15 protein-coding genes and 1 pseudogene are annotated in these 13666 nt (G+C 69.6%); 13 read left to right on the forward strand and 3 right to left on the reverse strand.

The window, feature by feature from the left end:
• Positions 1 to 132 precede the first annotated feature (132 nt).
• The 10 genes and pseudogenes from ACIBH4_RS23245 (at position 133) to ACIBH4_RS23290 (ending at position 8818) form a co-directional block, all read left to right on the forward strand.
• Positions 133 to 1473, forward strand: a complete 1341-nt coding sequence (locus ACIBH4_RS23245; protein ID WP_362515359.1) for a glutamyl-tRNA reductase — start codon at positions 133 to 135, stop codon at positions 1471 to 1473.
• Positions 1474 to 1517: 44 nt separating this feature from the next.
• A complete protein-coding gene (gene hemC, locus ACIBH4_RS23250; RefSeq protein WP_399172792.1) occupies positions 1518 to 2390 on the forward strand; it encodes a hydroxymethylbilane synthase in 873 nt (290 codons plus the stop codon).
• Positions 2387 to 3967, forward strand: a complete 1581-nt coding sequence (locus ACIBH4_RS23255; RefSeq protein ID WP_362515355.1) for a uroporphyrinogen-III synthase — start codon at positions 2387 to 2389, stop codon at positions 3965 to 3967. The genes hemC and ACIBH4_RS23255 overlap by 4 nt, the downstream gene beginning before the upstream one ends.
• Positions 3968 to 4220: 253 nt before the next feature.
• Entirely contained in the window at positions 4221 to 5207 is a 987-nt protein-coding gene (hemB, locus tag ACIBH4_RS23260; RefSeq protein WP_362515352.1) for a porphobilinogen synthase, read from the forward strand.
• Between the two features lie 192 nt (positions 5208 to 5399).
• Positions 5400 to 6041: a bifunctional DNA primase/polymerase gene (locus ACIBH4_RS23265; RefSeq protein ID WP_350942598.1), complete on the forward strand. Its 642-nt coding sequence runs from the start codon at positions 5400 to 5402 to the stop codon at positions 6039 to 6041.
• Between the two features lie 42 nt (positions 6042 to 6083).
• Entirely contained in the window at positions 6084 to 7382 is a 1299-nt protein-coding gene (hemL, locus tag ACIBH4_RS23270) for a glutamate-1-semialdehyde 2,1-aminomutase (RefSeq protein ID WP_362515347.1), read from the forward strand.
• 495 nt (positions 7383 to 7877) lie between these two features.
• Positions 7878 to 8105, forward strand: a pseudogene (locus ACIBH4_RS23275) (Scr1 family TA system antitoxin-like transcriptional regulator); the annotation flags it as partial.
• Positions 8098 to 8301: a DUF397 domain-containing protein gene (locus ACIBH4_RS23280; protein WP_362764753.1), complete on the forward strand. Its 204-nt coding sequence runs from the start codon at positions 8098 to 8100 to the stop codon at positions 8299 to 8301. The pseudogene ACIBH4_RS23275 and the gene ACIBH4_RS23280, both read left to right, overlap by 8 nt.
• Positions 8302 to 8362: 61 nt before the next feature.
• Positions 8363 to 8557, forward strand: a complete 195-nt coding sequence (locus ACIBH4_RS23285) for a DUF397 domain-containing protein (protein WP_362764756.1) — start codon at positions 8363 to 8365, stop codon at positions 8555 to 8557.
• Positions 8558 to 8602: 45 nt separating this feature from the next.
• A complete protein-coding gene (locus ACIBH4_RS23290) occupies positions 8603 to 8818 on the forward strand; it encodes a DUF397 domain-containing protein (protein ID WP_362764758.1) in 216 nt (71 codons plus the stop codon).
• A gap of 8 nt (positions 8819 to 8826) precedes the next feature.
• On the opposite strand, the gene ACIBH4_RS23295 is transcribed toward ACIBH4_RS23290, so the two are convergent.
• Both ACIBH4_RS23295 and ACIBH4_RS23300 read right to left on the reverse strand, forming a co-directional pair.
• Entirely contained in the window at positions 8827 to 9432 is a 606-nt protein-coding gene (locus tag ACIBH4_RS23295) for a Uma2 family endonuclease (protein WP_399172796.1), read from the reverse strand.
• 78 nt (positions 9433 to 9510) lie between these two features.
• Entirely contained in the window at positions 9511 to 10386 is an 876-nt protein-coding gene (locus tag ACIBH4_RS23300) for an EamA family transporter (RefSeq protein ID WP_362764760.1), read from the reverse strand.
• 74 nt (positions 10387 to 10460) lie between these two features.
• Here ACIBH4_RS23300 and ACIBH4_RS23305 point away from each other — a divergent pair, with 74 nt between their 5' ends.
• Positions 10461 to 11411 (forward strand): LysR family transcriptional regulator, encoded by a 951-nt coding sequence (locus ACIBH4_RS23305; RefSeq protein ID WP_362515336.1) that lies wholly within the window; start codon positions 10461 to 10463, stop codon positions 11409 to 11411.
• 42 nt (positions 11412 to 11453) lie between these two features.
• On the opposite strand, the gene ACIBH4_RS23310 is transcribed toward ACIBH4_RS23305, so the two are convergent.
• A complete protein-coding gene (locus ACIBH4_RS23310) occupies positions 11454 to 12320 on the reverse strand; it encodes a DMT family transporter (protein ID WP_362515334.1) in 867 nt (288 codons plus the stop codon).
• 87 nt (positions 12321 to 12407) lie between these two features.
• On the opposite strand from ACIBH4_RS23310, the gene ACIBH4_RS23315 reads away from it, so the two are divergent.
• Both ACIBH4_RS23315 and ACIBH4_RS23320 read left to right on the forward strand, forming a co-directional pair.
• Positions 12408 to 13034 (forward strand): histidine phosphatase family protein, encoded by a 627-nt coding sequence (locus ACIBH4_RS23315; RefSeq protein WP_362515332.1) that lies wholly within the window; start codon positions 12408 to 12410, stop codon positions 13032 to 13034.
• Between the two features lie 56 nt (positions 13035 to 13090).
• Positions 13091 to 13660 (forward strand): TlpA disulfide reductase family protein, encoded by a 570-nt coding sequence (locus tag ACIBH4_RS23320; protein ID WP_362515330.1) that lies wholly within the window; start codon positions 13091 to 13093, stop codon positions 13658 to 13660.
• Positions 13661 to 13666 lie beyond the last annotated feature (6 nt).

Genomic DNA, 13666 nt, shown 5'->3' on the forward strand with positions numbered 1-13666 from the left:
CGGCGTCTCCCGGACGGTCATGACGGCCATGACGACTACGACGAGCGTGCTGACCAGGTCGTACGCCGGCACTGCGAGGCCGAGTACGGCGAGAGCGGATCGCGTCCTCTCCCGGAAGGCGGGAGGGGGCCGATGAGCGTTCTCGTCGTCGGCCTGAGTCACCGGACGGCACCGGTGGCCCTGCTGGAACGGGTCTCCGTCTCCGGAGACTCGCTGGTGAAGCTGCTCCAGGACGTCCAGCAGGACGCCCACGTCGCCGAGGCCATAGTCGTCTCGACCTGCAACAGGGTCGAGGTCTACGTCGAGGTCGACCGGTTCCACGCCGCGGTGACCTCGATCTCCCGGCTGCTCAGCACCCACTCCGGCGTTCCCATGGAGCAGCTGGCCTCCCACCTCTACGTGCACTACGAGGATCGCGCCGTCGAGCATCTGTTCTCCGTCGGTTCCGGCCTTGACTCGATGGTCGTGGGAGAGGGACAGATCCTCGGCCAGGTGCGTTCGGCGCTCAGGCTCGCCCAGCAGGAGGGCACGCTCGGCCCGACGCTCAACGAGCTCGTCCAGCAGTCACTGCGGGTGGGCAAGCGCTCCCACACCGAGACCGGCATCGACCGGGCGGGTGCCTCCCTCGTCGGGGTGGGGCTCACCCTCGCCGAGCGCGCCCTCGGTCCCCTGGAAGGGAAGCGGGCCCTGGTGGTCGGCGCGGGCTCGATGAGCGCCCTGTCGGCCGCGACCCTGCAGCGGGCGGGCGTCACCGACATCGTGGTGGTGAACCGGACCCACGACCGCGCGGTGCGGCTGGCGCGGACGGTCGGCGGCAGGGCAGCCGGATTCGGCGACCTGGCGGCCGAGCTGGCGGGGGCCGACCTGGTCATCTCCTGCACCGGCGCCACCGACGTGGTCATCACGGCCGACATGGTGGCTCCCCGTGAGACGTTCCTGCTTGACCTGGCCCTGCCGCACGACATCGATCCCGCCGTACGGCGACTGCCCGGTGTGACGCTGGTCGACCTGGAGTCCATGCAGGAGGGTGAGGCCGACGCCGGCACCGACGACGGCGGTCGCGCCGAGGCGGTCATCGCCGTGCGCGAGATCGTCGCCGAGGAGGTTACCGCCTACCTGTCGGCCGAGCGCGCCGCGCGCGTCACGCCGACCGTGGTGGCGCTGCGGAGCAAGGCGGCCCAGGTGGTCGAGGCGGAGCTCGGACGGCTCGTCGCGCGGGTGCCCGACCTTGAGGGGCGCGTCAGGGACGAGGTCGGGCAGACCGTGAGGCGCGTGGTCGACAAGTTGCTCCACGAGCCCACCGTGCGTGTCAAACAGCTGGCGGAGTCCCCGGCGGGCGATCATTACGCGGAGGCGCTGCGGGAGCTGTTCAATCTTGACCCGAAGGTGCCAGAAGCGGTGAGGCGCATCGAGACGATCGATGCCGAGCCGGGTAAGAACACCGAGCCGAGCAAGAAGGAGGCAGGCCTGTGAGCAGCGTTTCCTCTCCGCTCCGGCTGGGGACGAGGCGGAGCGTCATGGCGACGACGCAGTCCGGCCTGGTCGCCGCCCGCTTCACCGAGCTGACCGGCGCGGCCGTCGAGCTGGTCGGTGTCACCACCTTCGGCGATGTGACCAGAGGCGACCTCACGCAGCTCGGCGGTACCGGGGTCTTCGTCAGCGCGCTGCGCGACAAGCTGATCGAGGGTGCGATCGACTTCGCGGTGCACTCCCTGAAGGACCTGCCCACCACGCCCGACCCGCGCGTGGTCATCGCGGCGATCCCGCCGCGCGACGACCACAGGGACGCCCTGGTGAGCGTCGCCAAACTGGCCGACCTGCCGTCCGGCGCGGCGATCGGCACGGGATCACCGCGGCGGATCGCCCAGCTTCGGGTGATTCGTCCTGATCTTGATTACGTGCCCATTCGCGGTAACGCCGACACTCGCATCGGCAGGGTGACCTCCGGTGAGCTGCAGGGCATCGTGCTCGCCGCCGCCGGGCTCGGCCGGCTGGGCCGCGAGGCCGAGATCTCCCAGATCTTCGAGGTCGAGGAGATACTGCCCGCCCCCGGGCAGGGGGCGCTGGCCGTGGAGTGCCGCTCCGACCGGACCGACCTGGTCGAGTTGCTGAGCGTGCTCGACGACGCGCGCACCCGCGCGGCGGTCACCGCCGAGCGTGCGGTGCTCAACGCCCTGGAGGCGGGGTGCACCGCCCCGGTGGGCGCGTACGCGGCCGAGAACGGGCACGATCTGATCCTGACCGCCGCTGTCGTCGCCGTCGACGGCAGGCGAGCGGTGCGCAAGTCCACCGCCGGAAGCTCTTCCACGCCCATGGATCTCGGTCGCGACCTCGCGGCCGAGATGATCGCGGAAGGGGCCGGCACGTTGATAGGGGAGCGAGCACATTGAGCTCCGGAAGTACCACCTTCGAGCGCCCGTCCGGGTTCGTCGCCTTCGTCGGGGCCGGTCCCGGTGATGAGGGCCTGCTCACGCTGCGCGGCGCCGACCTGCTTTCCAAGGCGGACGTCGTCATTCTCGACCGGGAGGCGTACGGCCCGCTGTTGCGCCACTGCCGTGAGGGCGTCGACGTCGTCGACGCGGCCGAGGACGGCGCCGTCTCGCTGAAGGTCGTCAAGGCGGCCAAGGGCGGGAGCTGCGTCGTACGGCTGTGCGCGGGCGATCCGATGTTCTTCTCCTCGATCACCGAGGAGGTCGCGGCCTGCGCCAAGGCGGACGTGGAGTTCGAGATCGTGCCCGGCGTGCCACCGGCGACGGCGGTGCTCACCTACGCGGGGATCCCCGCCGCGGTCTCGGTGCCCGAGTTCCGGGTCGTGGACGCGACCCAGATCGACGACTGGGCCGCGTACGCCACCGGATCGGGCACTCTGGTGATCTACAACGGCATCGCCGAGGCCGTCCCGATCGGGAAGGCGCTGATCGCGGCGGGCCGCCCCGACTCGACGCCCGTGGCGGTGAGCAGCGCGGGCACCACGACCGAGCAGCACACCGTGGTGACCACGCTGGGCAGGCTCGCGCCCGACCTCAAGCACGCCGGGATGGCCGAGCCCGCGCTGATCGTGGTCGGCGAGGCCGTCGGCATGCGCGACCGGCTGTCGTGGTTCGAGACCAAGCCGCTGTTCGGCTGGCGGGTGCTCGTCCCCAGGACCAAGGAGCAGTCGGCCGGCCTGGTCGAGCAGCTGCAGTCGTACGGCGCGGTGCCCGAGGAGGTCCCCACGATCTCCGTCGAGCCGCCGCGCACCCCGCAGCAGATGGACCGCGCGATCAAGGGCCTGGTCACGGGACGCTACGAGTGGGTGGCCTTCACCAGCGCGAACGCGGTCAAGGCCGTGCGTGAGAAGTTCGAGGAGTACGGCCTGGACGCACGCGCGTTCGCCGGTCTCAAGGTCGCGGCCGTGGGCGAGAGCACCGCGCGGGCGCTGGTGAGTTTCGGCGTCAAGCCCGACCTGACGCCGACCGGCGAGCAGTCGTCGGAGGGCCTGCTCGCCGAGTGGCCGCCGTACGACTCGATGCTCGACCCGATCAACCGGGTGCTGCTGCCGCGCGCCGACATCGCGACCGAGACACTCGTGGCGGGGCTCACCGAGCTCGGCTGGGAGTGCGACGACGTGACCGCCTACCGGACCGTCCGTGCCGCGCCGCCGCCCGCCCCGACCCGCGAGTCCATCAAGGGCGGCGGGTTCGACGCGGTGCTGTTCACCTCGTCGAGCACCGTCCGCAACCTCGTGGGCATCGCGGGCAAGCCGCACAACGTCACGGTCATCGCCGTGATCGGCCCGCAGACCGCCAAAACCGCCGAGGAGTTCGGACTCCGCGTCGACGTCATGGCCGACAAACCTGCGGCTTCCGCCCTCGCGGCGGCGCTCGCCGAGTATGGTGCCAAGCAGCGGCAGGCCGCGGTCATGGCGGGGGACACCCCTCGTAGGCCCTCGCAGACCCGGCGGGGAGCCCGGCGCCGCGCGAAGTAACCTTGGAAGTGGTCGCCGCCCGCGCACGACGGGCGGGCGGGCCGCGTTCGACGGCCCCCGGCGAGCGTCGCGGGCCGTGATCGGCGTTGCGGTGACACCACGATCGGTCTCATGATCGATAGCACGATCGATCTCATGATCGGCGTTGCGGTCGGCGGCACGATCGGTGCCGCGTCGCGTGGTGAGTCAGGAACACACAACCGAGATCCTCCGGCCCGCGGTTCCCTTACCGGCCGGGGGGAGGGGAAGCACCATGACGGCTCAGTTCCCTGTCGCGCGTCCGCGCAGGCTCCGTCGTACGGCGTCGATGCGCCGGATGGTGGCCGGGACCCGGCTGCACCCGGCGGAGCTCGTGCTGCCGATGTTCGTGAAGGAGGGCATCACCGAGCCGAATCCGATCGGCTCGATGCCCGGGGTGTTCCAGCACACCCGCGACTCGCTGCGCAAGGCCGCCCACGAGGCCGCCGAGGCCGGGGTCGGCGGGCTGATCCTGTTCGGCATCCCCGAGGTGAAGGACGGCCGGGGCTCGGCGGCCGACGACCCGGAGGGAATCGTCCAGCGCGCCGTCGCCGACCTGGTCGCCGACGTGGGCGATGCGCTGGTCGTGATGACCGACACCTGCCTGGACGAGTTCACCGACCACGGGCACTGCGGCATCCTGACCCCCGAGGGGGAGGTCGACAACGACGCCACCCTGGAGCGCTACGCGTCCTCCGCGGTGGCCCAGGCGCGGGCCGGGTCGCAGGTCATCGCGCCGAGCGGCATGATGGACGGCCAGGTCGCGGCGATCAGGGCGGCCCTGGACGGTGACGGCTTCGAGCAGGTCCCGATCCTGGCGTACTCGGCGAAGTACGCCTCGGCGTTCTACGGCCCGTTTCGCGAGGCGGCCGAGTGCGCTCCCCGGTTCGGTGACCGCAACGCCTACCAGCAGGACGCGGCGGGACCGATCGGTGAGGCGCTGCGCGAGGTGAGGCTGGACCTCGACGAGGGCGCCGACGCCGTGATGGTCAAGCCCGCGCTGGCCTACCTCGACATCCTGCGCCAGGTGCGCGACGCCGTGGACGTGCCGGTGGCGGCGTACCAGGTCAGCGGCGAGTACGCGATGGTCGAGGCCGCGGCGGCGAACGGCTGGGTCGACCGGGACCGGGTGATCATGGAGTCGCTGGTCGCGATCCGCAGGGCCGGGGCCGACATGATCCTCACCTACTGGGCCACCGAGGTGGCGGGGAAACTGAGATGAGACCGGCGGCGCGTGCCGAGAACTGGAGGTTCGCCGCTTGATGGAGAAGCGGGTGCGTTAGAGTGCGATAACCGGTGCGGATGTGTCCCAGGTGGCGTAAACCCTGGATATTCGACGTTCTGACTGACCAGAGTGTGGACAGGTCGACCGCATCCGGGGTGCACGCGGGATGCGCGGACGACGGAGGACACAATGGTCGGGGTACCGATGGTTCGTCGAAGCAGACGGCATGGCCATCCGAAGCAGATGATCAACTTTGTGCTGGAGTACGCCGCCCTGGGCTGGGCGAGCTGTCCCGGCGCGAAGCCGCTGAAGGGCGGTTCGCGCTCCTGTTCCTGCGACAGGATCGGCTGCCCCGACCCGGGGGCACACCCGCTCTCGCGGGCCTGGCAGATGCAGGCCACCACCGACCCGGCCCTGCTCACCAACTGGTGGCGGTACGAGCCGGAGGCGAACGTGATCCTCCCCACGGGACGGGTGTTCGACGTCTTCGACGTACCGCTCGCCGCGGGGCGCACCACCCTCGCGAACATGGACTCCGCCGGAGTCGCCTCGGGCCCGGTCGCCGTCAACGGCGACCGGGCCCTGTTCTATGTGGCCACCAGGAACGCCTCCGACGACGAGGACGAGTGGTGGACCTGCGCGCTGGACTTCGGTCCTTCCACCATCGAGGAGATGCCCGGCCTGCGCTGGCACTGCCGCGACAGCTACGTCCTCGCCCCGCCCTCGCTCCTGCCGACCGGTGGATCCGGCTCATGGCTGCGCCCGCCAGACGGACGCCCGCTGCCCGACCCGCTGCGCGTCCTCGACTGGCTCGCCGACACCTGCGAGTGACGCTTTTTCCGGGGCCCTTCGGTGACTACTACCCTGGAGGGCGTGAGCCGTACTGAGAACTCCGAGGCCCTGTTCGCCCGCGCACGTGAGATCGTCCCCGGAGGCGTCAACTCCCCGGTCCGAGCCTTCGGCGCCGTCGGCGGGACACCGCGCTTCATGACCTCGGGGCAGGGGCCCTACATCACCGACGTCGACGGCAACCGCTACGTCGACCTGGTCTGCTCGTGGGGACCGATGATCCTCGGCCACCGGCACCCCGCCGTGATCGAGGCCCTTCAGGAGGCGCTGCGCGACGGCACCTCGTTCGGTACGGCGACACCCGGCGAGGTCGAGCTCGCCGAGGAGATCGTCGCCCGCGTCGAGCCGGTGGAGAAGGTCCGCCTGGTCAGCTCCGGTACCGAGGCCACCATGTCCGCGGTGCGGCTGGCCCGCGGATTCACCGGCCGGTCCAAGATCGTGAAGTTCGCGGGCTGCTACCACGGCCACGTCGACGCCCTCCTCGCCTCGGCCGGCTCCGGAGTGGTGACCTTCGGTCTGCCCGACACCCCGGGGGTGACCGGCGCCTCGGCCGCCGACACCGTGGTGCTGCCGTACAACTCGGTCGAGGCGGTCACGGAGGCGTTCCAGACCTTCGGCGCCGAGATCGCGTGTGTGATCACCGAGGCGTGTCCGGCCAACATGGGTGTCGTCCCGCCGCTCGACGGGTTCAACGCCACGCTGCGCGAGCTGTGCACCGCGCACGGCGCCCTGCTCATCGTCGACGAGGTGCTCACCGGGTTCCGGGTGTCGGAGTCCGGCTGGTACGGGCTCGACCCGGTCGAGGCCGACCTCATGACCTTCGGCAAGGTCATGGGCGGGGGCCTGCCCGCCGCCGCGTTCGGCGGGCGGGCGGACGTGATGGCGCACCTGGCCCCTGAGGGGCCGGTCTACCAGGCGGGCACCCTGTCGGGAAACCCGCTCGCCTGCGTCGCCGGCCTCGCCACCCTGCGCGCCTGCGACGAGGGGGTCTACGACCGGGTCGACGCCGCCGCTCTGGTCATCGGCCGCGCCGCCGCCGACGCCCTCTCGGCGGCCGGGGTGCCGCACCGCCTGCAGCGGGCCGGGAGCCTGTTCTCCATCTTCTTCACCGACGAGCGGGTCACCGACTTCGGCATCGCCCAGAAGCAGGACACCGCCGCCTACCGGGCGTTCTTCCACTCGATGCTGGAGCAGGGCGTCTACCTGCCTCCTTCGGCGTACGAGGCGTGGTTCCTGTCCTCCGCCCATGATGATGAGGCTCTTTCCCGTATCGCCGAGGCGCTTCCCGCTGCCGCTAAGGCCGCGGCTTCTGTTTCTGGTTAGCGGTGTGAGTGTTCGTTGGTGCCCGGCTGGGTGTTTCGGGTGGTCAGGGTTTCTTGTGGGGATGTGTTCCTGCTTCGGGCGGTGAGGGTTCGCTCGTGGGGGACGCGTTCGCGCTTTGGTGGGTGCTTTGGTGGGCGGGTGCTCCGGGCGGTCGTCGTTGGTGACGGGTCTGGGTGTCCGGCCGGTGTTCAAGGTGGGTGCGCGCTCCGGTGGGCGGGTGCTCCGGGCGGCCGTCGTTGGTGGTCGTCTGGTGGGTCAGGCCTCCGGCCTGGCGGGCGCGCTGGTTGCGGATTTTTATAAGCCGCCCGGAACACCCACCCACCTCCGCACACGGCCCGTCTCGCCGTAGGTGGTGCGGTCCGTAGTGGCTTTCTTACGGGCCGCCCAGTGTGCGCTGGGGACGCTGAAGCAATCCGTACGGGGTCGTTCGGGGTCCGTCGCCGTAGCTGAAGCGCCGGTACGGAAAGGAGCGCAGGGGACTCGCCGTATAGCGCCGGAGCACACGCTGGACTGGAAGGGGCGTTCACCGTCCTGTCCTTTTCGGAAGAGATCGATCCCGCCGTCGCCTACGTCGAAGGTACGGCCGGTGACGTCTATATCGAGAGCTCAGATCAGGTAGATCGCTATAAAATGACATTCGCACGCATATGTGGTGCGGCTCTGTCCCCAGAGGCATCCATGGGACTGATCACCGAGGCGAAGGAGCAGTTACACCATGACTGATCTGACGAACATCCTCTGGCGCAAGAGCAGCTTGAGCGGCAGCGGCAACAACTGCGTTGAAGTCGCCTCCGTCGCGGACCTGATCGCTGTCCGCGACTCCAAGGACCCCGACGGCGCCACGCCTGTCTTCCCCCCGGGTGACTGGACCGCTTTCCTCGGTCGCGTCAAAGCTGGAGACTTCGACACGCATCCCTGACCGCGTGACGGTCGGGGAAGGGTTCCAGATGCAATGGGGAAGATGGGTGTCCCCGCATTCCATGGCCAACGCCATATGGCGTAAGAGTAGCTACAGCACTAACGGCGGCAACTGCGTTGAAGTCGCCCGTATGGACAATCGCTACCTCGTCCGTGACTCCAAGGATCCCGACGGCGCCGTACTTTCCTTCTCGTCGGGTGGCTGGACGGCCTTCCTGAGTCGCGTCAAGACCGGCGACTTCGACACACGCCCTTGAGTGTGTGATCGGTCTACGAAGATCCCCAGTCGTGAGGGGGTGCAAATGCCTCGGTCTTACCTGGCCGATGTCTTGTGGCGTAAGAGCAGTCTCAGTGGCAATGGGGGTGCCGACTGCGTGGGGGTCGCCGTTGGCCTTCCTGGTGTTGTGGGCCTTCGAGACAGCAAAGATTCCTCAGGCCCGGTGCTGCTTTTTTCCTTTGAGAACTGGCGAACCTTCGTCAGGGGCGTCAAGGGCGGTGATTTCGACGACCTGGGCTGATCCGGGGTCTACCTGGGAAGGTTGCTGAGGTCGATGGTGATGGGGAAGGGGACGGGTACGGTCAACCGGTTGTGGTGGATGCCGGTGAGAGCGTATGCGTGGGTGGCTGGGTCGAGTTCGTAGACGTAGACCACAGGGGAGCCGCTGTTGTTCTCCACCCGCCAGAAGTGTGGGATGCCCGCCTCGGCGTAGCGGGAGGGCTTGGTCTTGCGGTCGCGGTCCTCGGACTCGGGGGAGACCACTTCGACGGCGAGGTGCACCTCGCCGGGGGTGTAGAAAGTCCGTTCATCGTCATCGGCTGCTTTCACGTCAACGACCACGACGTCGGGGCAGGGACGCATCCGGTGGCCGAGCTTGACGTCCATCTGGAGCACGGCCGCGACGTGCTCGGGAGCCTGGGAGTTCAGGGCCACGCGAAGGCCGAACAGCACACGCTCGTGGAAGCGTTTTTGGGGGGACATGAAGACGAGAGCTCCATCGATGAGTTCGACGTGCTTGAAGAAGTCGGGTTCGCCGTTCGGCCCCTCAGTCGGGAGGTTGTCGAGGTCGTCGGCGGTCCATCCCCACGGGGGAGGGGAGGGCCAGTAGTCGAGTGCGGCGCTCACGTCGGTCACCGTAACATCGTCCCCGTCACTTGGTGTGTTCATTCAGATCGTCTCCGTTGCCCTCGTTTCATTCTCTCCCGTTTTGGCCTAAACGGAAGAAGGTGAGGGCACTGAGGAGGGAAGAGGCCGGGCGCGGGTGCTGGAGTAGAGGACGCCGGAGATGATCAGGGTGGCGGCGAGGAGTTTGGTGGGGGAGATCGACTCGCCGGTGAACAGGGCGGCGGAGGACATGCCGAAGACCGGGACGAGCAGGGCGGAGGGGGCGACCACCGAGGCGTCGTAGCGCTGGAGCAGGAAGCCCCAGATGCCGAAGCCGCCGAGGGTGGAGATCAGTGAGACGTAGAGGACCGAGAGGCTGCCCTCCACGGAGAACTCCAGGTGGGGGACGCCCTCGACCAGCAGGGACAGGGCCGTCATGGGCAGGGCCGCGACCGCGCTGACCCAGACCATGAAGCGGAACGAGTTGGGTGGGGCGGCGTTCCTGACCGCGATGTTGCCCATGCCCCAGAAGAACGCCGCGCCGATGACCAGCAGGAACGCGCCGACGGGGCTGCCGGTGCCCAGGTCGGTGGCGATCAGCGCCAGACCGGCGAACGCGACCGCCATGCCGGTGATCCGCCGCCGGGTGAGCCGTTCGCCCAGGAGGGCGACCGCCAGGATCGCGGTGAAGATCGCCTGGACCTGGACGACGAGCGAGGTGAGCCCGGCGGGCATGCCCGCCCGCATGCCGGTCAGCAGCAGGGCGTACTGGCCGATGCCGAGCGTGGCGCCGGCCACGAGGACCTTTCGCCAGGGCACCCCGGGGCCGCCGACGAGCAGTACGGCGGGGAAGGCGGCGAGCAGGAAGCGCAGCGCCACGTAGAGCAGCGGGGGGAAGTGCCGGAGCCCGGCCTCCATCACCACGAAGTTGAAGCCCCACAGGGCGGTGAGGGTGATGGCGAGGAGGAGGTGCCGGGTACGCATGCAGCAATCGTCGTTTCCGACGACATTTCAGCACAAGCGAGAACTTCTTGCTTGTGTCGTTTAGAGTTGCTTACATGTTGGATCTCAACCGGCTCAAGGCCCTGCACGCGGTTTCCGTCTACGGTTCGGTGGGGGCCGCGGCCGAGGCGCTCATGGTGACTCCGTCGGCGGTCTCCCAGCAGCTGGCCAAGCTGGAGCGGGAGACGGGGGCGCCCCTGCTGGAGCGTCACGGGCGCGGGGTGCGGCTGACCGACGCGGCCGGGTTGCTCGCCGACCACGCCGAGCGCATCCTCGCGCTGGTCGAGATGGCGGAGGCCGATTTCGAGGCGCTGCGCGGCGAGGTCGTGGGGCGGCTGGGCATCGGCGCCTTCCCCACGGCGGCGAGGGGCCTGATGCCCGCCGCGCTCGCACTGTTGCGCTCACGCCACCCCGACCTGCGCCTGCAGCTCATGGAGCGCGAGCCGGAACGGCAGATCCGTGAGGTGGCGAGGGGCGAGCTCGACCTCGCGGTGATCCAGGACTGGATGAACCGTCCGATGGCGATCCCCGAGGGGTTGTCCCGGGCCACGCTCTTCGACGACATCGCCGACGTGATCCTGCCCGCGTCGCATCCGCTGGCGGGGCGTCCCGAGATCGAGCTCGCCGAGATGTCGGGGGAGCAGTGGATCAGCTCCTCACCCGGTACGGTCTGCCACGACTGGCTGGTCTACACGCTGCGCTCGGCCGAGCTGGAGCCGGACATCACCTGCATGGCGGACGAGTATCCGACCCAGATGGCCCTGGTCGCGGCGGAGCAGGGGTGCGCGATCATCCCCCGGCTGGGCCGCGACTTCGTCCCGCAGGGGGTGCGGGTCGTCCCGATCCGGTCGCGTCCGACGCGCAGGATCTACGCGCTCTGGCGCAGTGACGCCGCCCGCCGCCCGGCCATCCGCGCCGCGGTGGAGGCGCTGAAGGCCGTCTCGGTCGAATTTCGCGGGCCTGTGTCCGAGCCCGTCGAGTCGGCGACGATTCCGGTCGGTGGGTGAGCGACGCCAGGTCGATCGGGGCGTTCACCTCCGTCCTCACTGTCAGCCGAGGGCGATCGTCACCACGCCGCCGACGATGACGCAGGCCGCGAGCAGCCGCCGGGTCAGGTCGCCCTCGGCGAGCAGTCTGCCGCCGAGCACCACCGCCACGAGCACGCTGACCTCGCGTACCGGGGCCACCGCGCTGATCGGCGAGAACGTGTACGCGGTCAGCGCGAGGAGGTAGGAGAGGGGCATCAGCACCGCCGCGCCCAGCACCCGCGCCCGGTGCTTCCGCCAGACGGGCAGGATCAGGCCCCTGCGGCGGGAGCCGAGCACCGGCGAGGTGAGGACGAGGGCGCGGCCGAGGTCGCCGCCGTAGTTGAGCAGGATCGGCGCGACCGCGAAGGCGCTGACGACCTGCTTGTCCCAGACGGTGTACGCCGCGATGAACAGTCCTGTGGCGAGCCCGTACCCGATCCCGCCCAGGTCCTGGCGGCTGGGCCCGTGCGCCGCGCCGAGCAGGAAGACGCCCACCCCGACGAGCAGGATTCCCGCGACGCCGACCGCGCCCGGCCGCTCGCCCAGGAAGAGGATGGCCACCAGGCTGGCCAGCATCGGCCCGGTGCCCCGGGCGATCGGGTAGACCATGGAGAGGTCGCCGTGCCGGTAGCCGCGCTGGAGCAGCATGAAGTAGCCCAGGTGCAGCGTGGTGCTGGCGGCGATCACCGCGAGGTCGGCCCAGGAGGGGCCGGTGCCGCCGAGGAGGAGATAGCCCACCGCGACCGGGGTCCAGACGAGGGTGGACGCGGCGGCGACCATCCAGACGAAGACGACACCGTCGGCGTCCGCCGCCTGCTTGCTCATGAGGTTCCAGCAGGCGTGGGCGACGGCGGAGGAGAGGACGAGGGCGAGCGCGAGGGGGCTCACGGGGGTGACCCTATCCTGCCTCGTTCGACTCGAGTGACCCACCTGCCAGGCCATCACCCCGTGCCTCTCGGTAGGCTGGCGAACACCATGGCTGAGACCACCGTCGTTCACCTCCTGCGCCACGGTGAGGTGCACAATCCCGCGAACGTCCTGTACGGCAGGCTTCCCGACTACCACCTCTCCGACAACGGCATCCAGATGGCCGAGACGGTGGCGAAGGCGGTCGCCGGACGCGACGTCACCGCGCTGTTCTCCTCGCCGCTGGAGCGCGCCCAGGAGACGGCGGCCCCGCTCGCCGCGACCTTCCACCTGGACGTCACGATCGACGAGCGGCTCATCGAGGCCGAGAACATCTTCGAGGGCCTCTCCGTCGGTAGCTTCCGTAATCCGCGCTTCTACCGCTACCTGTGGAACCCGCTCCGCCCCTCCTGGGGGGAGCGTTACATCCACATGGTCAGCCGGATGAGGGCCGCGATCGACACCGCCCGTGACGCGGCGCGCGGCCATGAGGCGATCATGGTCAGCCACCAGCTCCCGATCTGGACGATCAGGCTCGCGGCCGAGGGCAGGCGCCTGCCGCACGACCCGCGCCGTAGACAGTGCGGCCTCGCCAGCCTCACGAGCTTCTCCTTCGAGGGGAACCGTCTGATCAGCGTCGGATACAGCGAGCCCGCGGCCGCGCTCGTCAAACGCCCCACTGTGCCGGGCGCCTGACTCCGCCGGTACAGTGATTGCTCTACCGGTTGTAGTACAGGGAGCCTCCGTCACCCATGCGCGCACAATCCTTCGCCGCCGTCGCGCTGCTGATCGCCGTGGCCGGATGCGCCGGAAACCAGGGGTCGCAGCCACAGAGCGGTGACACCCGTTTCGTGGCCGGTGACGGAAAGATCACCCTGTTCCAGGCCGCTGACCGCAAGGTCGCCCCGCAGGTGGAGGGGGAGACCCTCGACGGGGGCACCGCGAACCTCGCGGCGCACAAGGGCAAGATCGTGGTGCTCAACTTCTGGGCCTCATGGTGCGCGCCCTGCCGGGCCGAGGCGCCGGTGCTCAAGGACATCTACGCCAAGAAGAAGGCCGAGGGCGTGGAGTTCCTCGGCATCGACTTCAAGGACCGCAAGGCCGACGCCCTCGCCTTCGAACGCAGCCACGAGCCGGGTTACCCGAGCATCTTCGACCAGCCGGGCAAGGTCGCCCTCTCCTTCCAGGGGACGGTCCCGCCGGCGGCCATCCCGTCGACCCTGATCATCGACCGGCAGGGCAGGATCGCCGCCAGGGCCCTCGGCGCGGTGAAGTACAACGACCTTCTCGACGCCGTGACCAAGGTCGGCGATGAGAGATAACCGCTC

It is taken from the genome of Streptosporangium sp. NPDC050284, from assembly GCF_044459525.1.
Lineage (GTDB): Bacteria > Actinomycetota > Actinomycetes > Streptosporangiales > Streptosporangiaceae > Streptosporangium.

Excerpts from the sequence above, each read along its gene's own strand:
- ACIBH4_RS23265 (WP_350942598.1), top strand. The coding sequence starts at position 5,400 with ATGGTCGGGGTACCGATGGTTCGTCGAAGCAGACGGCATGGCCATCCG.
- ACIBH4_RS23280 (WP_362764753.1), top strand. The coding sequence starts at position 8,098 with ATGACTGATCTGACGAACATCCTCTGGCGCAAGAGCAGCTTGAGCGGC.
- ACIBH4_RS23315 (WP_362515332.1), top strand. The coding sequence starts at position 12,408 with ATGGCTGAGACCACCGTCGTTCACCTCCTGCGCCACGGTGAGGTGCAC.
- ACIBH4_RS23285 (WP_362764756.1), top strand. The coding sequence starts at position 8,363 with ATGGCCAACGCCATATGGCGTAAGAGTAGCTACAGCACTAACGGCGGC.
- hemB (WP_362515352.1), top strand. The coding sequence starts at position 4,221 with ATGACGGCTCAGTTCCCTGTCGCGCGTCCGCGCAGGCTCCGTCGTACG.
- ACIBH4_RS23305 (WP_362515336.1), top strand. The coding sequence starts at position 10,461 with ATGTTGGATCTCAACCGGCTCAAGGCCCTGCACGCGGTTTCCGTCTAC.
- ACIBH4_RS23300 (WP_362764760.1), bottom strand. The coding sequence starts at position 10,386 with ATGCGTACCCGGCACCTCCTCCTCGCCATCACCCTCACCGCCCTGTGG.
- ACIBH4_RS23245 (WP_362515359.1), top strand. The coding sequence starts at position 133 with ATGAGCGTTCTCGTCGTCGGCCTGAGTCACCGGACGGCACCGGTGGCC.
- hemC (WP_399172792.1), top strand. The coding sequence starts at position 1,518 with ATGGCGACGACGCAGTCCGGCCTGGTCGCCGCCCGCTTCACCGAGCTG.
- ACIBH4_RS23320 (WP_362515330.1), top strand. The coding sequence starts at position 13,091 with ATGCGCGCACAATCCTTCGCCGCCGTCGCGCTGCTGATCGCCGTGGCC.
- ACIBH4_RS23290 (WP_362764758.1), top strand. The coding sequence starts at position 8,603 with ATGCCTCGGTCTTACCTGGCCGATGTCTTGTGGCGTAAGAGCAGTCTC.